The sequence below is a fragment of the Providencia sp. LY12 genome (assembly GCF_057621555.1).
In genome coordinates this window covers 2,476,948-2,499,604 of the sequence record NZ_CM172594.1, presented here as the reverse complement: position 1 = coordinate 2,499,604, position 22,657 = coordinate 2,476,948, and the positions used below count along the sequence as shown (strand labels likewise).

The 22,657-nt window shown below is 44.0% G+C and carries 39 protein-coding genes; 37 read left to right on the top strand and 2 right to left on the bottom strand.

Annotated features, from left to right (window positions below; all coding sequences use genetic code 11):
- Positions 1 to 37: 37 nt before the first annotated feature.
- Positions 38 to 598, bottom strand: coding sequence for a hypothetical protein (locus ACY3ZI_RS11925; protein WP_036979586.1), 561 nt, complete (start codon positions 596 to 598; stop codon positions 38 to 40).
- A gap of 295 nt (positions 599 to 893) precedes the next feature.
- Here ACY3ZI_RS11925 and ACY3ZI_RS11920 point away from each other — a divergent pair, with 295 nt between their 5' ends.
- From ACY3ZI_RS11920 to ACY3ZI_RS11840, 17 genes are all read left to right on the top strand, one after another.
- Positions 894 to 1,097 carry a phage holin family protein gene (locus tag ACY3ZI_RS11920; RefSeq protein WP_006658966.1) on the top strand — a complete coding sequence of 68 codons (204 nt, stop codon included), beginning with the start codon at positions 894 to 896 and terminating at the stop codon, positions 1,095 to 1,097.
- Positions 1,078 to 1,647, top strand: a complete 570-nt coding sequence (locus ACY3ZI_RS11915; protein ID WP_487375244.1) for a lysozyme — start codon at positions 1,078 to 1,080, stop codon at positions 1,645 to 1,647. Before ACY3ZI_RS11920 ends, ACY3ZI_RS11915 begins: the two co-directional genes overlap by 20 nt.
- Positions 1,648 to 1,705: 58 nt before the next feature.
- On the top strand, positions 1,706 to 2,083 hold the full coding sequence (locus tag ACY3ZI_RS11910; protein WP_036975510.1) for a hypothetical protein: 378 nt from the start codon (positions 1,706 to 1,708) through the stop codon (positions 2,081 to 2,083).
- A 1,078-nt stretch (positions 2,084 to 3,161) separates the two neighbouring features.
- The gene (locus ACY3ZI_RS11905) at positions 3,162 to 3,515 is read left to right on the top strand and encodes an HNH endonuclease (RefSeq protein ID WP_036975514.1); all 354 of its coding nucleotides are present in this window, start codon (positions 3,162 to 3,164) and stop codon (positions 3,513 to 3,515) included.
- 155 nt (positions 3,516 to 3,670) lie between these two features.
- Positions 3,671 to 4,144, top strand: coding sequence for a phage terminase small subunit P27 family (locus ACY3ZI_RS11900; RefSeq protein ID WP_487375243.1), 474 nt, complete (start codon positions 3,671 to 3,673; stop codon positions 4,142 to 4,144).
- Between the two features lie 3 nt (positions 4,145 to 4,147).
- Positions 4,148 to 5,878: a terminase large subunit gene (locus ACY3ZI_RS11895; protein ID WP_487375242.1), complete on the top strand. Its 1,731-nt coding sequence runs from the start codon at positions 4,148 to 4,150 to the stop codon at positions 5,876 to 5,878.
- Positions 5,875 to 6,036 (top strand): hypothetical protein, encoded by a 162-nt coding sequence (locus ACY3ZI_RS11890; RefSeq protein WP_195848261.1) that lies wholly within the window; start codon positions 5,875 to 5,877, stop codon positions 6,034 to 6,036. Before ACY3ZI_RS11895 ends, ACY3ZI_RS11890 begins: the two co-directional genes overlap by 4 nt.
- Positions 6,026 to 7,258, top strand: a complete 1,233-nt coding sequence (locus ACY3ZI_RS11885) for a phage portal protein (protein WP_487375241.1) — start codon at positions 6,026 to 6,028, stop codon at positions 7,256 to 7,258. Before ACY3ZI_RS11890 ends, ACY3ZI_RS11885 begins: the two co-directional genes overlap by 11 nt.
- A complete protein-coding gene (locus ACY3ZI_RS11880; protein WP_154628574.1) occupies positions 7,248 to 7,853 on the top strand; it encodes an HK97 family phage prohead protease in 606 nt (201 codons plus the stop codon). Before ACY3ZI_RS11885 ends, ACY3ZI_RS11880 begins: the two co-directional genes overlap by 11 nt.
- A gap of 15 nt (positions 7,854 to 7,868) precedes the next feature.
- Entirely contained in the window at positions 7,869 to 9,089 is a 1,221-nt protein-coding gene (locus tag ACY3ZI_RS11875) for a phage major capsid protein (RefSeq protein ID WP_487377532.1), read from the top strand.
- An 88-nt stretch (positions 9,090 to 9,177) separates the two neighbouring features.
- Positions 9,178 to 9,480 (top strand): head-tail connector protein, encoded by a 303-nt coding sequence (locus tag ACY3ZI_RS11870; protein ID WP_487375240.1) that lies wholly within the window; start codon positions 9,178 to 9,180, stop codon positions 9,478 to 9,480.
- 8 nt (positions 9,481 to 9,488) lie between these two features.
- Complete coding sequence (locus ACY3ZI_RS11865) at positions 9,489 to 9,815, top strand: phage head closure protein (protein ID WP_487375239.1); 327 nt, start codon at positions 9,489 to 9,491, stop codon at positions 9,813 to 9,815.
- Entirely contained in the window at positions 9,802 to 10,191 is a 390-nt protein-coding gene (locus ACY3ZI_RS11860; RefSeq protein WP_487375238.1) for a hypothetical protein, read from the top strand. The genes ACY3ZI_RS11865 and ACY3ZI_RS11860 overlap by 14 nt, the downstream gene beginning before the upstream one ends.
- Positions 10,188 to 10,601 carry an HK97-gp10 family putative phage morphogenesis protein gene (locus ACY3ZI_RS11855; RefSeq protein WP_487375237.1) on the top strand — a complete coding sequence of 138 codons (414 nt, stop codon included), beginning with the start codon at positions 10,188 to 10,190 and terminating at the stop codon, positions 10,599 to 10,601. Before ACY3ZI_RS11860 ends, ACY3ZI_RS11855 begins: the two co-directional genes overlap by 4 nt.
- Positions 10,602 to 10,623: 22 nt before the next feature.
- Complete coding sequence (locus ACY3ZI_RS11850; protein ID WP_487375236.1) at positions 10,624 to 11,088, top strand: phage tail protein; 465 nt, start codon at positions 10,624 to 10,626, stop codon at positions 11,086 to 11,088.
- Positions 11,088 to 11,432 (top strand): hypothetical protein, encoded by a 345-nt coding sequence (locus ACY3ZI_RS11845; protein WP_036983292.1) that lies wholly within the window; start codon positions 11,088 to 11,090, stop codon positions 11,430 to 11,432. The genes ACY3ZI_RS11850 and ACY3ZI_RS11845 overlap by 1 nt, the downstream gene beginning before the upstream one ends.
- A 225-nt stretch (positions 11,433 to 11,657) precedes the next feature.
- On the top strand, positions 11,658 to 11,963 hold the full coding sequence (locus ACY3ZI_RS11840; protein WP_487375235.1) for a hypothetical protein: 306 nt from the start codon (positions 11,658 to 11,660) through the stop codon (positions 11,961 to 11,963).
- A 236-nt stretch (positions 11,964 to 12,199) separates the two neighbouring features.
- On the opposite strand, the gene ACY3ZI_RS11835 is transcribed toward ACY3ZI_RS11840, so the two are convergent.
- Positions 12,200 to 12,805 (bottom strand): helix-turn-helix domain-containing protein, encoded by a 606-nt coding sequence (locus ACY3ZI_RS11835; protein WP_487375234.1) that lies wholly within the window; start codon positions 12,803 to 12,805, stop codon positions 12,200 to 12,202.
- Positions 12,806 to 12,966: 161 nt separating this feature from the next.
- Between ACY3ZI_RS11835 and ACY3ZI_RS11830 the strand changes: the two genes are divergently transcribed.
- The 20 genes from ACY3ZI_RS11830 (at position 12,967) to ACY3ZI_RS11735 (ending at position 22,655) form a co-directional block, all read left to right on the top strand.
- Entirely contained in the window at positions 12,967 to 13,185 is a 219-nt protein-coding gene (locus ACY3ZI_RS11830; protein WP_487375233.1) for a helix-turn-helix domain-containing protein, read from the top strand.
- Between the two features lie 17 nt (positions 13,186 to 13,202).
- A complete protein-coding gene (locus ACY3ZI_RS11825; RefSeq protein WP_487375232.1) occupies positions 13,203 to 15,182 on the top strand; it encodes a transposase domain-containing protein in 1,980 nt (659 codons plus the stop codon).
- Positions 15,183 to 15,190: 8 nt separating this feature from the next.
- A complete protein-coding gene (locus tag ACY3ZI_RS11820; protein ID WP_487375231.1) occupies positions 15,191 to 16,150 on the top strand; it encodes an AAA family ATPase in 960 nt (319 codons plus the stop codon).
- Positions 16,150 to 16,419, top strand: coding sequence for a hypothetical protein (locus ACY3ZI_RS11815; RefSeq protein ID WP_487375230.1), 270 nt, complete (start codon positions 16,150 to 16,152; stop codon positions 16,417 to 16,419). Before ACY3ZI_RS11820 ends, ACY3ZI_RS11815 begins: the two co-directional genes overlap by 1 nt.
- Positions 16,420 to 16,430: 11 nt before the next feature.
- Positions 16,431 to 16,616 (top strand): hypothetical protein, encoded by a 186-nt coding sequence (locus ACY3ZI_RS11810; RefSeq protein ID WP_487375229.1) that lies wholly within the window; start codon positions 16,431 to 16,433, stop codon positions 16,614 to 16,616.
- Positions 16,610 to 17,248 carry a DUF3164 family protein gene (locus ACY3ZI_RS11805; RefSeq protein WP_487375228.1) on the top strand — a complete coding sequence of 213 codons (639 nt, stop codon included), beginning with the start codon at positions 16,610 to 16,612 and terminating at the stop codon, positions 17,246 to 17,248. The genes ACY3ZI_RS11810 and ACY3ZI_RS11805 overlap by 7 nt, the downstream gene beginning before the upstream one ends.
- A gap of 2 nt (positions 17,249 to 17,250) precedes the next feature.
- Positions 17,251 to 17,634 carry a DUF2528 family protein gene (locus tag ACY3ZI_RS11800; RefSeq protein WP_487375227.1) on the top strand — a complete coding sequence of 128 codons (384 nt, stop codon included), beginning with the start codon at positions 17,251 to 17,253 and terminating at the stop codon, positions 17,632 to 17,634.
- 144 nt (positions 17,635 to 17,778) lie between these two features.
- Positions 17,779 to 17,979 (top strand): hypothetical protein, encoded by a 201-nt coding sequence (locus ACY3ZI_RS11795; protein ID WP_487375226.1) that lies wholly within the window; start codon positions 17,779 to 17,781, stop codon positions 17,977 to 17,979.
- Positions 17,972 to 18,472, top strand: coding sequence for a hypothetical protein (locus ACY3ZI_RS11790; protein ID WP_487375225.1), 501 nt, complete (start codon positions 17,972 to 17,974; stop codon positions 18,470 to 18,472). Before ACY3ZI_RS11795 ends, ACY3ZI_RS11790 begins: the two co-directional genes overlap by 8 nt.
- Positions 18,469 to 18,999 carry a gp16 family protein gene (locus ACY3ZI_RS11785; protein WP_487375224.1) on the top strand — a complete coding sequence of 177 codons (531 nt, stop codon included), beginning with the start codon at positions 18,469 to 18,471 and terminating at the stop codon, positions 18,997 to 18,999. The genes ACY3ZI_RS11790 and ACY3ZI_RS11785 overlap by 4 nt, the downstream gene beginning before the upstream one ends.
- Positions 18,996 to 19,508 (top strand): hypothetical protein, encoded by a 513-nt coding sequence (locus ACY3ZI_RS11780; RefSeq protein WP_487375223.1) that lies wholly within the window; start codon positions 18,996 to 18,998, stop codon positions 19,506 to 19,508. The genes ACY3ZI_RS11785 and ACY3ZI_RS11780 overlap by 4 nt, the downstream gene beginning before the upstream one ends.
- Complete coding sequence (locus tag ACY3ZI_RS11775; RefSeq protein WP_487375222.1) at positions 19,501 to 19,806, top strand: hypothetical protein; 306 nt, start codon at positions 19,501 to 19,503, stop codon at positions 19,804 to 19,806. The genes ACY3ZI_RS11780 and ACY3ZI_RS11775 overlap by 8 nt, the downstream gene beginning before the upstream one ends.
- Before the next feature lie 15 nt (positions 19,807 to 19,821).
- Positions 19,822 to 20,247 carry a Mor transcription activator family protein gene (locus tag ACY3ZI_RS11770; protein WP_487375221.1) on the top strand — a complete coding sequence of 142 codons (426 nt, stop codon included), beginning with the start codon at positions 19,822 to 19,824 and terminating at the stop codon, positions 20,245 to 20,247.
- Between the two features lie 109 nt (positions 20,248 to 20,356).
- The gene (locus tag ACY3ZI_RS11765; protein ID WP_487375220.1) at positions 20,357 to 20,770 is read left to right on the top strand and encodes a M15 family metallopeptidase; all 414 of its coding nucleotides are present in this window, start codon (positions 20,357 to 20,359) and stop codon (positions 20,768 to 20,770) included.
- Between the two features lie 14 nt (positions 20,771 to 20,784).
- Positions 20,785 to 21,042 (top strand): hypothetical protein, encoded by a 258-nt coding sequence (locus tag ACY3ZI_RS11760; RefSeq protein WP_487375219.1) that lies wholly within the window; start codon positions 20,785 to 20,787, stop codon positions 21,040 to 21,042.
- On the top strand, positions 21,026 to 21,262 hold the full coding sequence (locus tag ACY3ZI_RS11755) for a DUF2644 domain-containing protein (protein ID WP_487375218.1): 237 nt from the start codon (positions 21,026 to 21,028) through the stop codon (positions 21,260 to 21,262). The genes ACY3ZI_RS11760 and ACY3ZI_RS11755 overlap by 17 nt, the downstream gene beginning before the upstream one ends.
- Positions 21,259 to 21,858: a hypothetical protein gene (locus ACY3ZI_RS11750; RefSeq protein WP_487375217.1), complete on the top strand. Its 600-nt coding sequence runs from the start codon at positions 21,259 to 21,261 to the stop codon at positions 21,856 to 21,858. The genes ACY3ZI_RS11755 and ACY3ZI_RS11750 overlap by 4 nt, the downstream gene beginning before the upstream one ends.
- The gene (locus ACY3ZI_RS11745; RefSeq protein ID WP_487375216.1) at positions 21,855 to 22,076 is read left to right on the top strand and encodes a TraR/DksA C4-type zinc finger protein; all 222 of its coding nucleotides are present in this window, start codon (positions 21,855 to 21,857) and stop codon (positions 22,074 to 22,076) included. The genes ACY3ZI_RS11750 and ACY3ZI_RS11745 overlap by 4 nt, the downstream gene beginning before the upstream one ends.
- Entirely contained in the window at positions 22,060 to 22,362 is a 303-nt protein-coding gene (locus tag ACY3ZI_RS11740) for a DUF2730 family protein (RefSeq protein WP_487375215.1), read from the top strand. The genes ACY3ZI_RS11745 and ACY3ZI_RS11740 overlap by 17 nt, the downstream gene beginning before the upstream one ends.
- Before the next feature lie 5 nt (positions 22,363 to 22,367).
- A complete protein-coding gene (locus ACY3ZI_RS11735) occupies positions 22,368 to 22,655 on the top strand; it encodes a VpaChn25_0724 family phage protein (protein ID WP_487377530.1) in 288 nt (95 codons plus the stop codon).
- Positions 22,656 to 22,657: the final 2 nt, after the last annotated feature.

Here is a 22,657-nt window from a genome sequence, read left to right as displayed (position 1 = left end):
GTACTGATTATTTCAATTTAACCGTGTTATAGAAACTTTACTTTAGCGCCAGAGTTTTAATTCCTAGATAAAAAGCAAGTCTAGACATTAAGAATGCAAAGCAGATGAATAACTTTAATCTGTTTGGCGTGTTTTCATCATAAATTGAGTATTCAGTGATCGTTGATCCATCCTTGCTTTTTACGAGCAGCGGGTCATCTATTTGCCATGCATCGGCTGGATTTTCTAGTTGAAAACCCTTTAATAAATTAACGAGCTTTTCTATTGACTCATTAGAAATTAAATTATGTCCGCTTCCATGAGCTAAATTATTTCTTATTGAATTAATCATTTTTAGAGCACTATACAGAGCGTCAGGAACTCCCAAATTTCTAGCCAATTTAAATTTATCACTGCAGTTAATTCTTACTGAATAGTTACCTTCTCCGAAAAAATTCCCGGCATCGCAAGCCGCGCAAATCCAAGCCTCGGATAATTGCTCGCTCAATAAGTGAATGCGTAAAACGGCGCCAATATCATCCTCTGTTCGAATGGCTTGCATCAATAGTTTATTGACGCCAATTTCATTAACCTTATTTATAAACATCTGTTTGTTCATATCAGTTTCCTTTGGAGGGAGCATGGATCTTAAAAATATCATGATGATCAATATATCAGATACAGGCGTCTCGTTAACCTTTAATGGAGGAGTGGCTAGCTATGACCAAGATGGGAGCCTTGAGGGGTGCATTGGTGACAGATCCATCATTCCAACTCATGTAAGCTTTGTTGATACACGGTCCAATCAAAACCAATCAGCCAAATCACCAACCTAAAGCACTAACAAATCTATAGCTACCATTGCTGGTGGCTTTCCATTAACCAAACATCGGAACACTCCGCAGGGGGTGGATATGCGTATGCACGAAAAATACTCTAGCCCCTTTTCTTATGCTCTTGGAGTTATCACCACTGCTGCAGGGGCATTATCGTTAGACCAGTGGGCGGTGCTCATCGGGATTATCTGTACAGTCGCTACATTTTTGGTGAATTGGTACTACAAGCGGAAAGAATTCAAATTAAGAGAAGGGGAGTCTAGTGGCAAAAATACCAAATAAAATAAAGAATGCTGCCGCTGGTGGCTTAATGGCCTTGACGGTAAGCATGATTGCTTACTTTGAGGGCATGGAAACTAGGCCGTATAAAGATGTAGTTGGTGTGCAAACTGTATGTTATGGCCATACAGGTGCTGACATCATTCCCACTAAAACCTATTCCGAATCAGAATGTTTAGCTTTGCTTGAAAAAGACCTCAGCAAAGTCAGAAAGGGTGTAGACCCTTTAATTAAAGTTGATATCGACGATAACACCCGAGCCGCTATTTATTCCTTTGCTTACAACGTAGGCACGGGTGCTTTTGCACGTTCTACGATGCTGAAGAAGCTAAATGCTGGTGATATCGCTGGTGCATGCAACGAACTTAAACGCTGGACATACGCAGGGGGTAAAGAGTGGAAAGGCTTGATAACGCGCAGAGAGATAGAGAATGCTGTATGTCTTGGAAAGTTCGCCTATGCATATCCGCTTTCATTATCGGGATCCTCATTTTCTTGGTCGCTGGCGTATACGTACTCCGAGATGACACATGCGGCAATACTGATAAGGTAAGTTTAGAAAAGCGCTGCCAAAGTGCGGTCAATTACAACAAAGCCCGGCAGGTTAACTTATGAAGATAGATAACTCATTTTGGCTTTTTTTAATGTTAGTTGCTGTTAGTTGGTTGGCATTGACGCTTTATGATAATAACACTGCAGTTAAGAACGACAACGACAAGTTAAAGCAAGATAACATCAAACAAAGTGCAGTCATTGCCATTCAGTCATTTCAATTCAATCGCTTCAATCAGATAGCAACAACAGCATACCGGAACGGCATTCAAGCTGATGCGAAAGCGCAGGAGAAAATCATTGAATATAAAACGATACTCAAAGCAGAGTCTTCTTGTGATTCTCTTGTGCCTCAGCTTGTTACTGATGGCTTGTTCGAGTACACAAACGAGTTACGAGCGCGCGCAATGCGTTCCAATTCCATCAACATTGACTAATTCTGTGGTACCGCCATTGCCGCCTGACAGTGACGGTAAAACCCTATCATTCAAAGCGTCTGTATTATGGAACAGATTATTGCTGGGAACGATAGAAAAAGCGAATGAGCAGCTTAAAGCAATACAGGAAATTGAAGCTGAGAGAATTAAAAAATAGACCCACGTGTCTAATGAGGGTCTGAATGTATAGGATAGTTTAAGTCTTATTATGTTTTGTCTGAGTAGACGTGTCATACATGCTCGCGGCTAGTATTAGCTTGGTAAGCGAGCCTATTCAACGTACTCCATTGTTTAAATAATAGCCAACTTATATTTGTAAAGGTTCATAACCATCAGCTAATCACCGATGACTTTTTGCTTTTGATAAATAAAAATGCCCCAGAAATCGGGGCTAAATGAGAATAAATGCTTTTGAATAGAGCTTCACTATACGTTAAACACGAAAAGCTACAACAATAAAAAAGTAGTATTCTCAAGCAGATATTACAAATCGGAGCCTCGTAATGCGGGGCTTTTTTATTGGTGTAATTATTCCAACATTTGAAAATTAATACGGAGATAACAGCATAGTGAAAACCTACAGCTTTCCGCCTTATGGCCCCGGATGCAATTCGAGTGTCGTAGTGGTACTTGACCGCATGACTCATTTCGAGGGCATTAGTTTTAATGGCATTCAAGGTGCTGAGATTCATTAAGATACAGGCGCAAATTAATCACTACATGAATTTACACAATAAGATGGTCAGTTGTGATACACCATGAAGTAATCACTATCTGTGATGGTGACGAAATTATTTATGGAGATCTTAAGGCTCTGAAGAACATGGAGTTTTACAACTGGAACGGTAGATTTAAAAAATAGACCCCGTGTCTAAAGAGGGTCTTAATGTCGTAGGCTTTAATATAACTTATTGTTTTTAGGTTTTGTTGAAAGGTCATGCATGTTTAGGTTTCAAAGCTAAAGCATACTTCAACGCGGCAACAGTACGCGCTTACCTAGACAATAGCTACCTTATATTTGTAAAGGTTTATAGCCATCAGCTAATAACTGGTGGCTTTTTCATTTGTGGAGAAAATTATGCCCCCTCGCATACCTCGATCTTGTCGCAAGCATGGCTGCAGTAAAACAACCACTGACCGTAGTGGTTATTGTCAAGAGCACATGAATACAGGATGGGAAAACCACCAGCAAGGCAAGAGCCGTCATGAGCGCGGTTATGGCTCCAAGTGGGACAAGATACGTGCTCGCGTTTTGCATCGTGATAAACATCTATGCCAAGAGTGTTTGAAGTCAGGTAGACCAACTGAAGCAAAGACAGTGGACCACATCAAACCTAAGGCGCATGGTGGTACCGATGATGATAGCAATCTGCAATCGCTGTGCTGGTCGTGCCATAGAAGCAAGACGGCAAGTGAACGAACCAGAGGATAATCGCTATATTGCGATAACTCACAAGGGGGAGGGGCGGGTCAAATCCCTACCACTCTCGCCCTAAAGTACCGCCGCCTTACCTTTTGTTATATCGCCGCAGGTTAGAAAACTTTTTTATGGGGATCCCCAGCGTTAATTAATAGGAGGTTTCTATCATGGCTGGACCACCTAAAACCCCGTCACATCTGCAATTAGTGAGGGGGAACCCATCAAAACGCCCCATTAATAAACAAGAACCAAAACCGCCGTCAGGGGTACCCAAAACACCAAAGTATTTTGATAAGCGGGGTAAGTATTGGTTCAAGAAAATGGGTGAAGAGTTAGATGCACTGGGTGTCATGAGCACACTCGATGCAAAAGCTCTGGAATTATTAGTTGAGGCATATGTTGAGTACCGGCATCACTGCGAAGTGCTCGATACTGAAGGTTATACCTACAACACCACGTCAATGACTGGCGACATTATCAAAAAAGCACATCCAGCGGCTGCAATGAAAGCCGATGTTTGGAAGCGAATTCGAGCTATGCTCAGTGAATTTGGCATGACACCTTCAGCAAGAACAAAAGTCAGTGTCAAAGGCCCTGAGCAGGAAGATCCACTAGACGTATTTCTGAAAAAGCGCAAATGATGAATGGCAACCGTAGCAGATGGAATTCAGTACGCCGAGCAGGTCGTGGCTGGAGAAATTGTTGCGTGCGAATTGGTGCGTTTAGCGTGCCAGCGTTTTTTAAATGATTTAGAGCATGGTCCTGAGCGTGACATCTATTTCATTGAAGATCGCGCACAGCACATACTCGACTTTTACAATTTTATCCCGCATGTCAAAGGGGCATTGGCTGGAAAGCCGATTGATTTAATGCCGTGGCATGTCTTTATCTTGATTAATATTTTCGGGTTTGTGATCCCGTTAATTGATGAATTAACCGGTGAACAAGTTCTTGATGATGATGGTGATGCCATCTTTGTTCGTCGTTTTCGAACCGCATTTAATGAAGTGGCTCGTAAAAATGCAAAATCAACGCTCTCCAGTGGTATCGGTTTATACATGACTGGGGCTGATGGCGAAGGTGGTGCTGAGGTGTATTCAGCAGCAACGACTCGCGATCAGGCTCGCATCGTGTTTGAAGATGCCAAAAATATGGTCAAAAAAGCGAAAGCAACGTTAGGTCGCTTATTTGATTACAACAAGTTAGCCATTTACCAAGAGCGAACGGCGTCTAAATTTGAACCACTTTCAAGTGATGCAAATAACCTCGATGGCTTGAATATTCATTGTGGGATAGTCGATGAACTCCATGCTCATAAGACTCGTGATGTGTGGGATGTTCTTGAAACAGCAACGGGTGCGCGATTGCAGTCGCTTTTATTTGCAATCACAACGTCGGGTTTTAACAAAGAGGGGATCTGTTACGAGTTACGGGATTACGCAATTAAAGTTTTAACGGGTGTTGTTGATGATGACACTTTCTTTGCCATTATTTATACCCTCGATGAGGGAGACGATGATTTTGATGAATCCATTTGGATAAAAGCTAATCCTGGGCTTGGTGTCTGTAAGCGTTTCGATGATATGCGACGTCTGGCCAAGAAGGCGAAAGAGCAAATTGCTGCTCGTCCTAACTTTCTCACTAAGCACCTTAATAAATGGGTGAATGCTGAATCTGTCTGGATGGACATGAGTAAATGGGACGCCGCTCCAGCTAACGCACCTGATGATGAGTTGAAGAATTATCCTGTTTGGGTTGGCGTTGACTTGGCTAGCAAAATTGACGTTGCCGCAGCAATTAAGATGTATGAGGACGGGCAGGGAAAAACGCACATTAAATGCAAGTTCTGGTTGCCAGAAGATCGCATTGACACTGCACCGAAACACATCGCAGAGCTTTACCGTAAATGGGCTGATGCAGGTTACTTAGAATTGACCGATGGTGAAGTGATAGATCATGACATTATCAAAGATGACATCCTGAAGTGGTGTGAGGGTGATGATGTACGTGAATTAGGGTTTGACCCATGGAGTGCAGTTCAGTTTTCTCGCCGGCTAGCGGAGGAAGGCGTTCCGTTAGTTGAGGTTACTCAAACAGTTAAAAATATGTCTGAAGCCATGAAAAGTGTTCAGGCTGATGTGTATGCAGGTAAGTTCCACCATGATCACAACCCAATGATGGCTTGGATGTTATCCAACGTTACTGTCAAACCGGATAGAAACGAAAATATCTTCCCCAACAAATCCACACCAGAAAATAAAATTGATGGTCCGGTTGCCATGTTTACGGCAAAAAGCCGTCAATTGGTTGGAGGTGGTTCTGATGGTGATTTTCTTTCCTCACTTAATCCTGACGAAGATCTACTATTCCTATGAAAAACTTATTTCTCGATATCACTGCATTGATTGGTTTCAGCGCGGTGATGGCAGGCTGTTATCTAAATTATGGGCTCCCCAATACATTAATGATCGGCGGTTCCGTGCTGGTGGTTTATGCATTAGTGGCAGCAATGAGGGGGAAACGTGCTTCTTAATGCATTATTTCGTAGCGATGGACCGACAAACATTGAAAATCCATCGGTACCCATTACTTCTGATTCTATTGATACAGATGGAATTTTCACTGCTGATGTGCACGTTAGCCCTGAAACGTCGATGAAGCTTGCGGCAGTATATGCGTGCATTTACATACTTTCTTCGTCTATAGCTCAAATGCCGCTACATGTTATGCGTAAATCTGGCAATAAAGTTGAAACAGCGCGTGATCATCCTTTATTTTACCTCGTTCATGATGAACCGAATGAATGGCAAACTAGTTATAAATGGAGAGAAACAAAACATCGACATGTGCTTGGTTGGGGAAACGGCTACACACAGGTTGTGCGTAACCGCAAAGGTGAAGTGACTAACCTTGAAGCATGTATGCCGTGGGAAACAACCCTGTTAAATACAGGAGGCCGTTATACCTACGGTGTTTACAACGAACTCGGCAATTTTGCCATCAGTCCTGATGACATGATCCACATTCGTGCGTTGGGGAACAATCAACGTATGGGGATTAGCCCTATTGTACAGCATGCCGAAACTATCGGTATGGGAATGAGCGGGCAGAAGTATACGAGCTCATTTTTCGGTGGTAACGCCAGACCTGCGGGTATTGTTTCAGTCAAAGGGGAGTTAAAAGCAGAAGGCTGGACCAGGCTAAAGGAAATGTGGCAAAAAGCATCGGCGGCTTTACGTAGCCAAGAAAATAAAACGATGTTGTTACCCGCTGAGCTTGATTATAAAGCGCTGACAGTTTCCCCTGTCGATGCTCAGCTAATCGATATGCTGAAATTGAACCGTTCAATGATTGCGGGGATCTTTAACGTTCCTGCCCACATGATAAATGACCTCGAAAAAGCCACCTTCTCTAATATTTCAGAGCAAGCTATTCAGTTTGTTAGACACTCGATCATGCCGTGGACGGTGAATTGGGAGCAAGAATTAAACCGACGTTTATTTACGCGACAAGAGCGAAAGGCGGGATTTTATGTTCGCTTTAACCTTGCGGGTTTATTGCGTGGTACCGCGAAACAGCGCGCTGAGTTTTATCATTACGGCATCTCTGATGGATGGATGAGTCGAAATGAAGTGCGTTCTTTTGAAGATATGAACCCAGTTGATGGGCTGGACGAAATGTTAGTCAGCGTTAATGCTGCTCAGCCTGTTGGTAGTCAAACAGATAAACCCAAAGGGGATAATGATGAGCAGTAATCAAGAAACTCGCTGCTATATGGGAGAAGTGAGAGCCGAACCCGGAGAAGAGAATCAAGCAACCCATATTATCGGGCTGGGCTCTGTTTTCGACTCTCGTTCTGAGTTGATGTATGGATTTAAAGAAATCATTAAGCCGGGGGCGTTTGATGACGTGCTTAATGATGATGTTCGCGGATTATTCAACCATGATCCTAACTATATTCTCGGAAGAACAGCGGCAGGAACGCTGTCTTTAAGTGTGAATGAGCGTGGTTTGGTTTATGACATCACCGCACCGGATACTCAAACTATCCGTGATTTAGTGCTAGCACCGATGCAGCGTGGCGATATTAACCAAAGTTCTTTTGCCTTTCGTGTCGCCCGAGATGGTGAAGATTGGTATCAAGATGATGAAGGCGTGATTATTCGTGAAATTCACAAATTCTCACGCTTATTCGATGTGAGTCCAGTGACTTACCCAGCCTATCAAGACGCAGGTGCCGCAGTTCGCTCAATGGAAGCTTGGAAGGAAGCCAGAAATGGCGGTGATCTGCAAAAAGCGATTAATCAAAAATTAGCGCGTGAGCGCATTTTAACTTTACTCAATGCATAAGGTAATACTATGACTATGAAGCTTCATGAATTAAAACAGAAACGTAACACTATCGCTGTCGACATGCGTGCTATTCACGAAAAAGTGGGTGAAGGTGTGATGACTGATGAGCAGCGCACCGAGTGGAATAAAGCGAAAACAGAGCTTGAAAACTTGGAGGCTCAGATTGAACGTGAAGAGCAGCTTCGTTCATTAGACCAGGAGTTTGTTGACGATAAAGAGCAAGAGCAGCGTCGTAATCCTGAAAATGACCCTGAAGCGGCAAAAGTCGAACGTCGTAATTTAGCCTTTGATCGCTTTGTGCGTAGCGGGTTCGGTGAGTTATCAACGGAAGAGCGTCAAGCGCTTAAAGAATTACGTGCGCAGGGAACATCGCCGGATGAAAAAGGCGGGTATACCGTACCGACACAAATGCTGAATAAAATTATTGAGCAGATGAAGGCATATGGTGGCATTGCCAGCGTCGCACAAATTTTAACAACATCAACAGGACAAGATATTACATGGTCCACTTCGGATGGCACAGAGGAAGAAGGGGAATTATTAGGCGAAAATACAGCGGCTAGCGAACAAGATGTAGAATTTGGCACTGCAATCTTAGGTGCGAAAAAGCTTTCCTCTAAAATTATTCGCGTATCAAACGAGTTACTTCAAGATAGCGGCGTGAATATTGAAGCATATTTAGGTAGCCGTATTGCTCAGCGGATTGGTCGCGGTGAAGCGAAGTATTTAGTTAAAGGTACAGGGACTGGATCGCCGTTGCAGCCTAAAGGGCTAGATGCTTCCGTCACTGGTACGATTGATGCATCCGCAACGTTTGGGTGGAAAGATATTAACGCTTTAGAACATGCGTTAGACCCTGCCTACCGAAATGGACCTAAGTTCCGTTTAGCGTTCAATGATGACACATTGAAAAACCTGAAAGAAATGGAGGATGCACAAAAACGCCCACTGTGGTTGCCATCGATTGCTGGCGTTGCTCCTTCGACTATCTTGGGTATGCAATATGTGGTTGATCAGGCCATTGATAAAATGGAAGCGGGTAAGAAATTCATCTTCTGCGGTGACTTTGACCGATTCATTTTGCGTCGTGTGACCTACATGACTCTGAAACGTTTAGTTGAGCGTTATGCAGAGTATGATCAGACCGCATTTTTGGCGTTCCACCGCTTCGATTGTGTCCTTGAAGATACTTCAGCGATTAAGGCGCTGGTCGGTAAAGGCGCCACAAAATAATTATTAATCTCCCCCAGTCAAGTGCCGCTTAATTGCGGTTTTTTTGTGCCTGCGATCTGGTCATGGTCGCAGGCATTAAGGTGAAAACATGCCATTACCCACATTGGAGAAGTTAAAGGCGCAATGTCGGATTGACGATGACAATGCAACAGAAGATGACTTGCTGATCACGTATATGCTGGCGGCTAAGAAGCGGGCAGAAAACTACGTCAACAGAACGCTTTATGACGGTGATATTCCTGAATCCGATCCAGATGGTTTGCAGATCTCGGAGGATATTGAGCTGGCCATTATGTTGGCGGTTGGTCATTACTATGAAAATAGAGAAACAACGGGAATGTCTGCCGGGTTTAAAGCGCTATTGGAGCCATATCGCTATATCAATATTTAGGGGGTGATATGAAAGCGGGCGAACTCAATAAGCGGATTTGGTTATCGCGTATCGAGGAAGTGAGGGATGAGTTCGGCGTCCCTAAATCTAGCGTGGTGAAAATCAAAGATGTTTGGGCAAAAGCGGAGGCGATGTCTAACCGGAAAATACGCACCGCCGATCAACAGCAGGTTATTGAAACGTACCAATTCACTATTCGACCACGCAGCGACGTTAATATCGGGTGGATCATCACTTATCAAAATCGCAACTTTACGGTTCGCGCTGTTGATAGAAACCAGTCAGACCGACTAATCATAACGACGGAGGCTGACAATCAGCATGATAGAAACTGACATTAAAGCCGATTTGGAGCGACTAACAGGATTAAAGGCATATCCGTTAGGGCTTCCATCCGAAGTGTTGGAAGGGGTTATTTATCAGCGCATCAGCGACCCTAAAGCGCTTACCGGGCTCGCTAAAACCTCCCTTGTTCAATCACGTTTTCAAATTACCTTTCAGATCCCCAATGATTATGCCAAAGCGTTGAAGCTAGAAACCTTAGTGCTTAAAGCTTGGGAAAACATTACGCATGGTCATATCGGCTCATATCCTGTACAAACCGTTCAGCGTGGGGCTTTCATGCAGTCACGAGAGGAGCAGACAGATAAGCGCGTTATTTTCAGAGTGATGCGTGATTTTGTTCTTACTTATCCAGAGGACGCCACATGAGAATGACGGTCGAAGTGAAGGGGTTAAAAGACCTTGAGTATGAACTCAATAAACTAGGAGAAGAAATTACCACAAAGGTGTTAAGGCAAGCTGGGCGAGAGGCAATGGCACCTGTATTAGACGACATGAAAAAGCACGCTGGTTATGATGCGACAAGTGAAGCTGAGCACATGAGAGACAGCATCAAAATTACCACCATAAGCCGAATGAAGGACAACAAAACACTTTCGGTCATGACAGTCAGAGTGGGACCTACTAAAGCGCATTATATGAAAGCGAAGGCTCAAGAATTTGGCACCGTCAAACAGATACCGAATCCATTCATCCGACCCGCGCTAGATTATAACCGTCAATTTATTCTCAACACACTTGCATCGGAAATACGTGCAAGCATCGAAAAATATCGTTAATTAAACTATTGGAGTCATCATTATGGCTGATAAAAAATCATCCCCTGAATATGCAATGTTGCCTGCCGGCACTATCGTTAAATTTGGTAAGCCGGGTGATACCGTTGAACAGATGAAAGCACTGGAAAACTGTAAAGCAACAGGTGCAACGGGGCTAACTGGCGGGTTTGTTGATTGCACCACGCTTATCGATAAAAACAAACAATCAATCTCTGATTTACCGGATGGACCTGAAAAATCTCTTGGTTTTATCGATGACCCTGAGAATGCGGATTTTGCTGCATTTTTGAACGCTGCTAATGCCCGTGAAGTCGTGCAGTTTTACCTTGAATTACCGAATAAACGCACTTCAACGATGATTTTGGCATTATCCGGCTGGGAAATGAATAGCCTTGAAGCACCTGCGAATGAGGTTATCCAAATTACCGTAAAAGGTAAGCAAAACAACATCACATGGGGCACGGTTACTGCAGGAGGTACAAAATAATGTCGCTGAAGTCATCTCTCCTGAAACCTACACCCCACATTGAAGAACATTCAATTTTAGGTACCAAAGTATTTCTACGCCGGCTAACAATTGCTGAACTTGATGAATATGAGCATGACCTTCAGGACGCTCAAAAAACCGGATTTAGTTCAGATGCCAGCAAGGCTGGCGCTGAGTTGATCTTAAAAGCGATTTGCGATGAAAAAGGCAATCCAATTCCTGAAGATGAGTTACCTACAGCAGATGAATTAGTGGCAGTACATGATACGCCAACACTACTTTCTGCGATGGCATTCGTACAAAAATACAGTTATGGCTCGGTTGAGGAAGCCAAAAAAAACTAGCCGACTCACCCTATCTTAAGTTGATTTTCCAACTGGCGGACAGATGGGGTGAGCCAGACCCACGCAAAATAGCACAATTGCCTGCGGATATTATCACTCACTGGCAGGCTTTTTTCTCTCATGAGCCTAATCCGGAGCCGGAGCAAGGCGAACACCCTCCAATAACCCAAACACCGCTTCCATCTAGTGTGGAAGAGCAGTGTAATAATGTCATGAGGATCTTAAATGGCTGACGTTGCAAGTTTAGCGGTTGCGTTACACCTCAACGCAGCCTCTTTTAAATCACAAGTCTTTGATGCATATGACTCTGCACGAAAAGAATCCCAAAAATTCGCACAAGCGGCAACGAAAGATGCGGGTAATACAGCGGAAAGATTATTAGAAGTGTCAGCCAGTGCCAGAAAGGCGGGTGCTGATTTATCTGCTTCTGGCCAATTAGCGCGGCATTCACAACTTGGATTTGCTCAACTAAGAAATGCACTTACCAGTGTTTCTGCTGGTTCATCGGTTGATATGAACCACAAACAATGAGAAACAAAAGATATAGGGAATTGGCGAAAATAAACGGGATTTCGCGGATAAGAATCTAGGTGATTCGCGGGTTTGAGAGGAGATAGGTAGAACTGTTTAAAAATTTGTGCAAGATTGCCGAAATGAGAAAAAATTTGAATTAATTATTTTGATTCACTTATTTTGGTAAATACGTAATGCCCATGAAAATCATTTAAATCATATTTAAAATCTATTTGAAAACGTGCCAGCCACATTTAGCTGGCTTTGGTTTTATCGCTTAAACTGCGGTTAGCTTGGTTGTACTGCTCTTTATTGACAGATTCCAAAAAACTCTTTTTATCTTCGTCAGTTAAAGATGAGTACATTCTAGCTATAAGGGTCTCTTCCGCTGATAAGTCATCAACAGAGCGGTCATTGGATTTAACATATGTTTTGCCTAGCAATACATTAATTCCTTGTCTAAACACATTGTCTAGAACTTGCTCCCTTTCATCTGGCGTCATTCTTTCTAGTATCTCTAACCATACTTTTTGTTGTTTATCCGATGCGCGGCTAACTTCATGTCTAGGATTGTTGTCTGGAATTAATGGGTTAGTGGTTGTCATATCACACCCAGTGGCTAGCCATTCAAAAGAGCAGCCCGTTACATTAGCTATATGGGCTATCCGATCTAGTGATGGATATGTTTTACCTGCAACATAGTCCCTTATCGCTTTATCTGACATATCACACTTTTTTGCAAATGACTTGAAAGACTCTCCCTTTATTAGCGTGGATAATCTCTCCCCGAAGCGTGTTATTCCACTCTGACTAATAGTATGGGATGTGTTTTTATCTAATTCAGCATGTAATTCTTTCATAGTTAGCTCTATCACTCGCATTGACTGTACAAAGTCTCATTTCTTTTGTTGGGTATAAAAACACGCCAATCTATTTACATGCGTGTTTTTATACGCTATAGTTTTATCAATACCGATAACCGTGCCGGATTATCGGCACAGATACCTATAAGGATCGCACGATGTCATTAAACACGCAAGATTGGCACCGCGCAGATATTCGCGCGGCATTAGAAAAACGTGGCACAAATCTACGCACCTTATCAACCGCCGCTGGCTTAGCGGCTGATACATTGCGTAATGCCTTGGTTAGACCGTGGCCTAAGGGTGAGCAGATTATTGCTCATGCTATTGGGGTTGAGCCGTCAGTAATTTGGCCTAGCCGTTACGATAAACAATAAATACTCAAGGAAGGGTCATGGATATTTGGGTTACAGCACAAGAATGTATAGGGCTTCCTAACTTACCTTCAGCCCCCTTTAACATTTCTAACCGATTAAAAAAACACGCGACTGAGGATATGGTCAGAAAGCGTGAAGGTTCAAAGGCGTTTGAATTTCATATCAATTGTTTACCTCCTGTTGCTCGTGCCGCCGCGCTCAAAAAGCAAGGGGTTATTGAGGTCGCAGGTACACCAATTGAAATCAAGAAACGTCCAAGTGGTGACTACTCTCGCGAGCTACTTTGGCAAAGCTGGAATAACGCCAGTGAAAAACAGCGTGAAAAAGCACGCGAACGTTGCGAAGCGGCGATTGCAGTTGCGGGTCTATTGAGTAGTGGTGTGGATGTTTTAACTGCTTTCGAGTCAGTTGGTGAAGCCTTAAACGTTGCCCCTGCTTCTGTGCGTCGTTGGTATTACCAAGTTAAGTCGTTTGAGCGTTCTGACTGGCTTCCTGTGTTGATTGGAAAGCACGGCAAAGACCAAGATACACGGAAAAGTAAAGAAGCGGTATGCAGTGCTGAAGCATGGGATTTCTTTTGTGGTGATTATTTACGTTTAGAAAAACCTGCACTTCGCACAAGTTATGCGCGTTTAGAAGAAGCCGCAGAAGTTCACGGTTGGGCGATACCGAGTTTATCCAGTATTCGTCGCAAGATTGAGCGTGAGATCCCTCATGAGCAATTGGTGTTATTGCGGGAAGGTGAGCACGCCTTAATGACGTTATACCCAGCACAAGAGCGTACTGTCCTTGATTTGGATGCGATGGAATGGATTAACGGTGATGGCTATCAACATAACGTTTTTGTGCGTTGGTTTAATGGTGAAATCATTCGCCCGAAAACATGGGTATGGCAGGACATTCGTACCCGTAAAATTTTAGGTTGGCGTACTGATGTTTCAGAAAACAGTGACAGCATACGTTTAGCGCTTGCAGATGTTATTGAGCAATACGGTATTCCTAAGCATGTCACTATCGATAACACCCGCGCAGCAGCGAATAAATGGATGACGGGCGGTGTGCCTAACCGTTATCGATTTAAAGTAAAAGAAGATGACCCAAAAGGGATCATCCCATTACTGGGCATTGAGTTGCATTGGACGACCGTACAGTTTGGGCGCGGTCATGGGCAAGCAAAACCGATTGAACGTGCATTTTCGCACGGTGGTTTAGGTGAGGTTGTTGATAAACACCCGCTACTGGCAGGTGCATATACAGGCGCGAATCCAATGGAGAAGCCCGATAATTATGGTGAACGGGTTGTAGAAGCGGATGTGTTTTTAAAGGCTTTAGCTGAAGGGATCGCCTTTTGGAATCGTTTACCTAAGCGCAATACCGAAGCCTGTCAAAAACAGTTGTCTTTTGATGAAGCTTTTGAGCAAAGCTACCAAGAAAGCGCTATTCGCAAAGCGACTGCAGAGCAGCGCAACTTGTTATTGCTGACCGCGGAATCTACCACGGTGAAAAATGGTGCATTTACATTAGAAGCAGGCGGCAGGATCAAGTCACGTAAAAACCGTTATTACAGTGAGTTACTGATGGGGATTAAGGGCAAGGTTGTTATTCGCTTTGACCCTCAAGCATTACATGACTCTGTATTGTGTTACACCTTAGATGGTCGCTTTATTTGTAAAGCTGACTGTATTGAGAAATCCGGATTTGGTGATACCCAAGCGGCGCGTGAGCATCATCGTAATCGTATGCAGTTTGTTAAACGTAATAAAGAAGCCGCGAAAGCGAAAAAACGCATGACCGCATTGGAAGTGGCTGAATTAATGCCGGATATTTCCCCACCGGAGCCGCCGCAAACACATGTTGTGGAAATGTTCAGACCTGCTGGAAATACCGTGAGACGTGAGCAGGTTGTCGTGGAGTCCGAAAGTGACAGTGACTATGACGAAGCTTTTGAGAATGCGGTTTCACAATTTTATGCACAAAGCACTAAGAACACGATTTAGGAGAAGCCATGAATAACATTGTTACATTAACTCAATCCGTTATGGATTATAGCGCAACGCGTTCAGCACTGCGGGCGATTGTGGATAACGATGGCATGACCTATACCGCTATCTCACGTGAAGCGGGGTTATCCAGTACGGCGGTTTCTCATTTTATGAATGAGAAGTACAAAGGCGATAACGACGACGTCAATACCAAGTTAAACCTGTGGTTAGAAAACCGTACTCGTCGTGCGAATGAAATGCCCCAAGCACCGGATTTCATTGAAACCAAAACCTCAAGACAGATTGATAGTGCGTTGCAATACGCGCAATTAGCGCAATGTATTACTGTCATTTACGGTGTGCCGGGTGTAGGGAAAACTAAGTCATTGCAACACTTTGCACAAAATCGCCCGAATGTTTGGCTCATTACGATCTCTCCATCCCGTGCGAGTCTGAGTGAATGTTTGTATGAGCTGGCACTGGAGTTGGGTATTGGTGATGCGCCACGTCGAGCAGGTCAATTGGGTCGCGCCGTTCGTCGTAAGTTACGCGGTACAAACGGCTTGCTTATTATTGATGAAGCTGACCATTTAGGTTACCCCGTTTTAGAGGAACTTCGGATTTTACAAGAAGATACAGGTATTGGTTTAACGCTTGTGGGGAATCATCAAGTGTATTCAAAACTGACTGGGGGTAACTCTCGTGATATGGATTTTGCTCGCTTATTCAGTCGAATAGCTAAAAAAGTCTCTATCTTGAAACCAAAGACGGAAGATGTAAAAGCGATTGCCGCAGCTTGGAATCTAGGTCAAGCGGAGAGAGCTTTAGTGTTTGAGCTTGCCAAGAAACCCGGAGCTTTGCGTGTGATATCTCACACCTTGCGCTTAGCGTCCATGTTTGCCACAGGAGCCAGTGAAATGCTGAATGAAAAGCACATTCGCCGCGCAGTCAAAGACTTAGAAGGTATTGAGGAGACAGCATAATGAATATTTCCATCACCCCGGACAACCAATCCATTGTCTCGAAATTTATGCATGCAGATATGGCGTGTAAGAAACTGACTGATTTGGGTTTTACTGTTATTGATACTTCCGTCCAGTACGGAAAAATCAGTATTCGTATTGCGTATCATGGTGCTTGTGACTCTCTTATTAAGGCGGGTCAAGCAGCTTACACTTATGTGTCAGGTGTTAAACAAGGTGTTTATAACTTTGGTGAGTGCCGTGTTTACTGGTCAGAATCAACACACTAAGGAGGGCGTTTATGCCAGCAAAAATTACCATTGTTATTACGGAAAATATTCAAGGAACTTTTCTCTATTCTGTTGATGGCGCCTGTGTCGGTGAAATGACTCAGGGCGAAATTGAAGCGGCTAAATTATTGGTGCATGGCATCAATGGTAAGGCGATTGATTTAACACCGAACAAAGAAGGAAAAACAACATGTTAGCAAATGATAAGCAGTTTACTGCACATGAAGTCCCAGAGGGGTTTTGGATTAATGCGAAGGGTCATAACGTACCGCTTAAGACAATTAAACAAATTGACCGTCTGCGTGATGCGTTAGTGGGCGATATCGTGACGCCTGCAAAAGCGTTAAATCAAGCACTTAAAGATTTAAAAACCACGGCGTTTAATTCAATTGATGCGTTTCGTGAATTATCGGCTGAGCAATTTGACGCCCCTGTTGGTGGAGAAAAAGGCAATGTCAAACTCTATGCTTTTGATGGTGAGCATTGTATTCAGGTCGCTATTCAAGACCGTATGGCTTTTGATGAACGCTTGCAAACAGCAAAAACCTTAATTGATGCGTGTATTTTTTCGTGGTCGGAAGGCGCGAACCCTAACATTCTCGCCATTATCAATGATGCCTTTCAGGTGGATAAAGAAGGCAAAATCCGCATCCGTGAAATTTTAAGTTTACGCCGCTTAGATATTCAAGACGATAAATGGCTTAAAGCGATGGATGCAATCAGCGAGTCGATTCAAATTGTTGATAGCTGCCGTTACATCCGTATTTATGAGCGTACAGGCGATACCAATAAATACATTCAAATTTCACTCAATATCACAGGTGTTTAACCATGGCTAGACAAATTAAAGTGAGTTCAGGCTCTTGGCAACTAGATTTAGAAATGGTTATCACCGTTATCGATGAAGATAAATTTAAAACCCAGTGTGAGCAAATTAATAAATTCTATTGTGATGCAGAGTATAGAGCTAAAAAATATGGAAGCCATGAAAAAGCAGGTTTTACCATGTTCTGTGCAGAATGTTTCCAACAAGTGGCATTTAATAACTTCAAAGATGAGGAATGGGTTACCGAACAATTCGATTGGTCTAAAGATAAGGGAATTGATGGATATCCTTCATTAGATGATATGGGGATTAGAATTGATGAAATTGAACCATGGTTTATTAATAGTGAAGATATAGAAATAACTGGGTGGGAGGAGAATAAAGGCTAGCCACATAGTATGTATTGTAATAACAAATATTACATTTTATTTGAAAATAATTTAACTCACTAAAAATAAACACTTTTTAATTAATGGCGTAAACCCGTCAGGACGCGCTTACGCCTAAATCCAGATAATGAGGTATTTATTTAAATGAATAGTCCACACCTTACCCAATATACAGGCACGCCAATACAGCAAATTAAATTGGTTTCTGCCATTTTGTTTGAAATCTCAAATCAACACCCGGGCATTGAGATTAGTCAGAGTGAACTCAATACGATCACCGTCGCAGCCAATGGTATTTGTGCGGCATTTCTTACTCCAGTTACTGAAGGTAATAACAATGACTAATCCATCGACCTGTAGCATGAAACAGCCTCAGTTTGTTATTACCGCTGAGCCAGTGTGTTTTGTTAAACCTTATCAACCAGTGTCAGAAACAATTTCTATCTCTCGGCGTGGTGACAAGCAGCACACCACGCCACTGTTTATGGCGCTGAGTGATGACGATATTCAGTTATCCGATGACTATCTACGAGAGTTACAAGCGCAAGGTGTGGATAAACTGGCGGACTCATTACAAGACTCGTTGGCTGCTCTCAATGAATGCCATTACACAGGTGCCGTCACGCAAACTATTCAGGATGAAATTAACCTCTGCCGTGCGTTTGCTGAGCGATTACGCCACCCCATTGTTAGCGCATGTCTATGTGATAGTTGTAATGACTGGATGCGTGGTGGCTGTTCGTCTACATGTGCAGCATATGGTGAGAGAACATTACAAAACCCTATGTTACCACCCGTAAAATCACGAATCCTTGGAAAAAAGGGAGTGACTTTATGACCAATGATCAACTGGTACGTCTCATTCATATCGCTAAATCCAAATTGAAATTGGACGATGAAACTTATCGCGCGATGTTGGTAACAGCAACGGGCAAGGATTCCTGTCGCAAAATGCGTCATGGTGAACTTCAGCTAGCGTATGACGCCTTTGTTGAGCGTGGATTTAAACGCAGTTTTAAAAAGCATAAACCACGGGTTAAACCCCGTTTAAATGGCGGTGATAAAGCCGCGGAGATTAGCAAAATCAGAGCGATTTGGATCACAATGCATCGCCATGGCTTTATCGTGGATAGCTCTGAAGAGGCGCTCAATAAGTTTGTACAACGCCAAACCGCCCGCTTGAACAACGGTATCGGTGTGAACGAGCTGGGTTGGTTGGATGCTGAGTTGGCTTACCGTGTACTGGAGTCACTTAAACAATGGCATTTGCGTTTGATGCTGGAAGGTTTACGCGCATTGGGTAAGCCGCTCCCAGAACGTCGTGGTTATGATGCGGTCTGTGATGCTTACGGAGGGACTCGATGAAAATTGGACGTTGCCCTATCTGTCATTCTGACTTTCATCTTGATGCGATTATGGAGGATGATGCCAGCCGCCAGTTAATGGACAAAATCAGTAAGTTATCTCATGGTTGTGCTCGTCATTTGGTTAACTATATCGGCTTATTTCGTCGGGAGAAAAACAATCTGTCTAATAGCCGAGCATTAAAATTGGTTGAGGAAGTGCTTGAACTCTACCCCTCGAATCGAGTGCTGTCCCATGCACTGAGTGAAACCGTCGAGCGTATTCGTGAAAAACGGGCGCAAGGTGATACAAAGCCGTTGTCGAATCACAATTACCTCAAGACGGTTTATAGCTCTTCCCAGCAGTTATTTGCGCAAGGCAGTAATGTCAAAGAGCGAGAGAAACAACAGGTATCGGGTTCTGATAGCCAAGATGCTTACTTTAAACAAATGCAGAATTATGGTGTTGATTTAGCTACACTACCGGGCGGCAAAGAGTGGTTAGATAAAAAAGGAGGCTTAAATGGATAGTGATCTGCTCATTACATTAACAATCATTGGCTGTTCTTGGTGGGTTTATTTTGATGCATCTAGTCATCAAATAGGTTCATATCGTGATGAACTAAATAGAGTTAGAGGATGGTCTTCAATCTCTTGGGGAATAGGTTCTTTAATTCTATTTGTTATCTTTTTTCCGTTGTATCTAATACGCAGAAAAACGCTTTTAAAAATAGCGGAAAAACATCCTGCAAAAAGCGATAAGAGTTTAGGAATTCTAGTTATAGCGATGATTAGCGTTTTCTTACTCTGGTATTTTCACTTTCGCTAACTATAGGTTAACAACATGAATAATCTACCTCTCTTTGCCGATGATCATACCGATGTAGGACAGTTGCTTGACCAACTGGATAATATTCCGGTTAGCGAACTTCAGTCACGCTGGCCTCAGTTGTTAGCGGATATCGTGGATTTATTTCATACTGAGCTGATTCGTCAAGGCTACGATGAACCCAAAGCTCGATTAGCCGCCAGTAAGTTGGTCGGTGCTCTGTCCCATTACTATGGTGGGCGAGCGGTTTACTTACCAACAGGCGATTCCCTAAAATCCGCTTTGCGCGATAACCAATTGTTTATCGAATGGAGTTTAGAGTCGCGCGGGGATATCGACGGATTAGCGAAAAAATTTGGTCTGACTAATTCCACCGTTTATGCCATACTGCGCCAACAGATGGCACTGCACCGAAAACGCTATCAACCTGATTTGTTCTAATACTCAGACCCGCCACCTTGGCGGGTTTTTTTGTTTGATTCCCCACAAACCCACCATTCCCATGAAAACCCCGAATATAAGTCATTGTTAATTCTATTTTGGGGCATTCATGAAAAAGCCATTTGTCTTTTCTCAGCGCAGTAAAAGCAACCTTGTGGGTGTTGACCCACGCTTAGTTAAAGTAATTACCCGCGCGCTTGAGCTTACCTCTGCCGATTTTGCCGTCATTGAGGGTGTCCGTTCCCAAGCTAAGCAGGCCGAATATGTCAATAATGGCGCGTCACATACGTCTAATAGTCGTCACTTAACAGGCCATGCCGTTGATATTTTGCCGTCAGCCATGAAGCCCGGCATGGTGTGGGATGACCATCCAGAGCTATTTGACCCAGTGTTACGTGCGATTAAGCAGGCGGGTGATGAACTCGGCGTACCGCTACGTTTTGGTAAGAACTGGACAAATGACCCATCTTTGCCCGTTAAGACGACGTTCCCGGATTATCCTCACGTTGAAATTCCACGCTAAGCGGAGGTGCGCTGATGTTTCCCCCTGCGATTGCTGACACCGTGCTACTTAAGCTTAATCCCGCGCTGCGTAATCCGCGTTATTACGATACGTATCAGGCTGGACGTCAACAATGCTTAGCGTTGGCGCTTGCTGGGGGTGACATTAAAGACGTGCCGCTTTATAGCCATAACCAAACCTATCAATCGTTTTTTCGGCAAGGTTGGCAATCTGTCAATGCGCAAGATATTCGATTGGCTAAAGTGGAGGTCAATCATGTTCGCTCGGCTTAAACAGTTGATCACTAACCCCGCCACCGGGCGATTATCCACCTCGGACACCACCTTATTTGGGGCTTTTATTGCCAGTACCTTTGTACTGATTTGGGTCACGTTATCAGGGCGAATGGTGGATTGTGAGTGGCTTTATGCTGGATACCTCACCGCATGGGTGGTGCAAAACCAAGCCTCAAAACAAGCGGCGATCAAACGCGATAAGGAAGTGAATCAATGAACAATCCCCTCATCAGTTATGTCGTCACTGCACTCATTAGCGCGGGGTTTGTGGGCGGTTTGAGTGCGTTTGTGGCAACCAATGCCATGCAGTCTAAAGTCGATGATGAAATTAAAAAGCGTCAAGGCATCGAACTGGCATTCAGTCAGGCGCAGCAAACCTCTGCCGAAAACCATGCAAATGCGCTTGAGCAGCTCGTCGCCAAGCAACAGGAGCAATTGAACGTAAATGCGAAACTCTCTCAGCAGGTCTTCAGTGAACTTAAAAAAATTGCCGGGGCTGCCAACCGTATTGAGCAACAAATTCCCAACGCCGTGGCTTCTGATGGCGCTGATTATACTGGTCTTGGCGCTCATGGGTTGCAGCTCTACCGCGAAGCCTTCGGTTACGGTGACGCCGCCTTTGGTGATTTCAGCATGCCCAATGCCGCCGAGCGATTTGCTCCAGCGCCCCGTCAAGCCACTCCCGCCGACCTCGGGGGAGCCGGAAGCCCTTCTCAAGCACGCGAGCGCGTATGGTCAGTGGAGCCAAACCCTCGAAGCAAAGCTGATAGGACTTCAGATGTGGGTCGAAAACCAACTCAGGACGCCGAATGAAAATCATTGATAGGGCTTGTGAGCTTGAGCAATGGCATCGAGACCGCGAGTTAGAAAGTCACTTTAAACATCAAGCCACATTGGCTGGAACAGGTACATGTTGCGATTGCGGTCAAGAAATTGACCCCGCCCGGTTAGCGATTAACCCGCATTTTGAGCGATGCGTACTGTGTCAAAACCTTGTTGAAAACAGGACGAAGCATGTTAGACGCACTTAAAGAACATTGGTCAATCATTTGGGCTGTCGTCACCAGTGTTGCCAGTCTCGTGTTGTTGTTGCTCAGTAAAACCTATGCGAAGCGGGATGACGTTGAGGTGATGAAAATGCAATTAAGCCAGCTTGAAACGTCGCTATCGACCCTACCTAACCGCCAAGAACTGCATAATTTACAACTGGAAATAGCCAGCTTATCGGGTGACCTCAAGGCAGTTTCTCCCGAACTGCGCCAGCTACGTCATCTCAGTGACTTGTTATTACAAAACGAACTGAAAGAGAAAAAATAATGTCAATGCGTGAAATTTTAAAAGAAGACCAGCGTTTAGTGTTATTGCGATCATTGGAAGAGTGCGGCGGTGATGCTAATGAGTCCGTTTTGCAAACTTGCCTTGATACGTATGGTCATCGTGTGAGCCGTGATGTGGTTCGCTCCCACATTGCATGGCTAGAAGAACAAGGTTTGTGTGCCACCAAAGACATTGCGGGCTGCCTCGTTGCCACTGTCACGGGGCGTGGTTTGGATGTTGCTGAAGGTCGTAGCACCGTACCGGGTGTCAAGCGTCCTCGCCCCCGGAGCTAGTT

Excerpts from the sequence above, each read along its gene's own strand:
- ACY3ZI_RS11795 (WP_487375226.1), top strand. The coding sequence starts at position 17,779 with ATGAATAGTCCACACCTTACCCAATATACAGGCACGCCAATACAGCAA.
- ACY3ZI_RS11835 (WP_487375234.1), bottom strand. The coding sequence starts at position 12,805 with ATGAAAGAATTACATGCTGAATTAGATAAAAACACATCCCATACTATT.
- ACY3ZI_RS11745 (WP_487375216.1), top strand. The coding sequence starts at position 21,855 with ATGAAAATCATTGATAGGGCTTGTGAGCTTGAGCAATGGCATCGAGAC.
- ACY3ZI_RS11870 (WP_487375240.1), top strand. The coding sequence starts at position 9,178 with ATGCCATTACCCACATTGGAGAAGTTAAAGGCGCAATGTCGGATTGAC.
- ACY3ZI_RS11865 (WP_487375239.1), top strand. The coding sequence starts at position 9,489 with ATGAAAGCGGGCGAACTCAATAAGCGGATTTGGTTATCGCGTATCGAG.
- ACY3ZI_RS11820 (WP_487375231.1), top strand. The coding sequence starts at position 15,191 with ATGAATAACATTGTTACATTAACTCAATCCGTTATGGATTATAGCGCA.
- ACY3ZI_RS11925 (WP_036979586.1), bottom strand. The coding sequence starts at position 598 with ATGAACAAACAGATGTTTATAAATAAGGTTAATGAAATTGGCGTCAAT.
- ACY3ZI_RS11910 (WP_036975510.1), top strand. The coding sequence starts at position 1,706 with ATGAAGATAGATAACTCATTTTGGCTTTTTTTAATGTTAGTTGCTGTT.
- ACY3ZI_RS11790 (WP_487375225.1), top strand. The coding sequence starts at position 17,972 with ATGACTAATCCATCGACCTGTAGCATGAAACAGCCTCAGTTTGTTATT.
- ACY3ZI_RS11800 (WP_487375227.1), top strand. The coding sequence starts at position 17,251 with ATGGCTAGACAAATTAAAGTGAGTTCAGGCTCTTGGCAACTAGATTTA.
- ACY3ZI_RS11785 (WP_487375224.1), top strand. The coding sequence starts at position 18,469 with ATGACCAATGATCAACTGGTACGTCTCATTCATATCGCTAAATCCAAA.
- ACY3ZI_RS11875 (WP_487377532.1), top strand. The coding sequence starts at position 7,869 with ATGAAGCTTCATGAATTAAAACAGAAACGTAACACTATCGCTGTCGAC.
- ACY3ZI_RS11740 (WP_487375215.1), top strand. The coding sequence starts at position 22,060 with ATGTTAGACGCACTTAAAGAACATTGGTCAATCATTTGGGCTGTCGTC.
- ACY3ZI_RS11905 (WP_036975514.1), top strand. The coding sequence starts at position 3,162 with ATGCCCCCTCGCATACCTCGATCTTGTCGCAAGCATGGCTGCAGTAAA.
- ACY3ZI_RS11825 (WP_487375232.1), top strand. The coding sequence starts at position 13,203 with ATGGATATTTGGGTTACAGCACAAGAATGTATAGGGCTTCCTAACTTA.
- ACY3ZI_RS11895 (WP_487375242.1), top strand. The coding sequence starts at position 4,148 with ATGGCAACCGTAGCAGATGGAATTCAGTACGCCGAGCAGGTCGTGGCT.
- ACY3ZI_RS11855 (WP_487375237.1), top strand. The coding sequence starts at position 10,188 with ATGAGAATGACGGTCGAAGTGAAGGGGTTAAAAGACCTTGAGTATGAA.
- ACY3ZI_RS11815 (WP_487375230.1), top strand. The coding sequence starts at position 16,150 with ATGAATATTTCCATCACCCCGGACAACCAATCCATTGTCTCGAAATTT.
- ACY3ZI_RS11840 (WP_487375235.1), top strand. The coding sequence starts at position 11,658 with ATGGCTGACGTTGCAAGTTTAGCGGTTGCGTTACACCTCAACGCAGCC.
- ACY3ZI_RS11750 (WP_487375217.1), top strand. The coding sequence starts at position 21,259 with ATGAACAATCCCCTCATCAGTTATGTCGTCACTGCACTCATTAGCGCG.
- ACY3ZI_RS11735 (WP_487377530.1), top strand. The coding sequence starts at position 22,368 with ATGCGTGAAATTTTAAAAGAAGACCAGCGTTTAGTGTTATTGCGATCA.
- ACY3ZI_RS11765 (WP_487375220.1), top strand. The coding sequence starts at position 20,357 with ATGAAAAAGCCATTTGTCTTTTCTCAGCGCAGTAAAAGCAACCTTGTG.
- ACY3ZI_RS11775 (WP_487375222.1), top strand. The coding sequence starts at position 19,501 with ATGGATAGTGATCTGCTCATTACATTAACAATCATTGGCTGTTCTTGG.
- ACY3ZI_RS11920 (WP_006658966.1), top strand. The coding sequence starts at position 894 with ATGCGTATGCACGAAAAATACTCTAGCCCCTTTTCTTATGCTCTTGGA.
- ACY3ZI_RS11810 (WP_487375229.1), top strand. The coding sequence starts at position 16,431 with ATGCCAGCAAAAATTACCATTGTTATTACGGAAAATATTCAAGGAACT.
- ACY3ZI_RS11845 (WP_036983292.1), top strand. The coding sequence starts at position 11,088 with ATGTCGCTGAAGTCATCTCTCCTGAAACCTACACCCCACATTGAAGAA.
- ACY3ZI_RS11860 (WP_487375238.1), top strand. The coding sequence starts at position 9,802 with ATGATAGAAACTGACATTAAAGCCGATTTGGAGCGACTAACAGGATTA.
- ACY3ZI_RS11880 (WP_154628574.1), top strand. The coding sequence starts at position 7,248 with ATGAGCAGTAATCAAGAAACTCGCTGCTATATGGGAGAAGTGAGAGCC.
- ACY3ZI_RS11780 (WP_487375223.1), top strand. The coding sequence starts at position 18,996 with ATGAAAATTGGACGTTGCCCTATCTGTCATTCTGACTTTCATCTTGAT.
- ACY3ZI_RS11830 (WP_487375233.1), top strand. The coding sequence starts at position 12,967 with ATGTCATTAAACACGCAAGATTGGCACCGCGCAGATATTCGCGCGGCA.
- ACY3ZI_RS11850 (WP_487375236.1), top strand. The coding sequence starts at position 10,624 with ATGGCTGATAAAAAATCATCCCCTGAATATGCAATGTTGCCTGCCGGC.
- ACY3ZI_RS11760 (WP_487375219.1), top strand. The coding sequence starts at position 20,785 with ATGTTTCCCCCTGCGATTGCTGACACCGTGCTACTTAAGCTTAATCCC.
- ACY3ZI_RS11770 (WP_487375221.1), top strand. The coding sequence starts at position 19,822 with ATGAATAATCTACCTCTCTTTGCCGATGATCATACCGATGTAGGACAG.
- ACY3ZI_RS11805 (WP_487375228.1), top strand. The coding sequence starts at position 16,610 with ATGTTAGCAAATGATAAGCAGTTTACTGCACATGAAGTCCCAGAGGGG.
- ACY3ZI_RS11900 (WP_487375243.1), top strand. The coding sequence starts at position 3,671 with ATGGCTGGACCACCTAAAACCCCGTCACATCTGCAATTAGTGAGGGGG.
- ACY3ZI_RS11755 (WP_487375218.1), top strand. The coding sequence starts at position 21,026 with ATGTTCGCTCGGCTTAAACAGTTGATCACTAACCCCGCCACCGGGCGA.
- ACY3ZI_RS11890 (WP_195848261.1), top strand. The coding sequence starts at position 5,875 with ATGAAAAACTTATTTCTCGATATCACTGCATTGATTGGTTTCAGCGCG.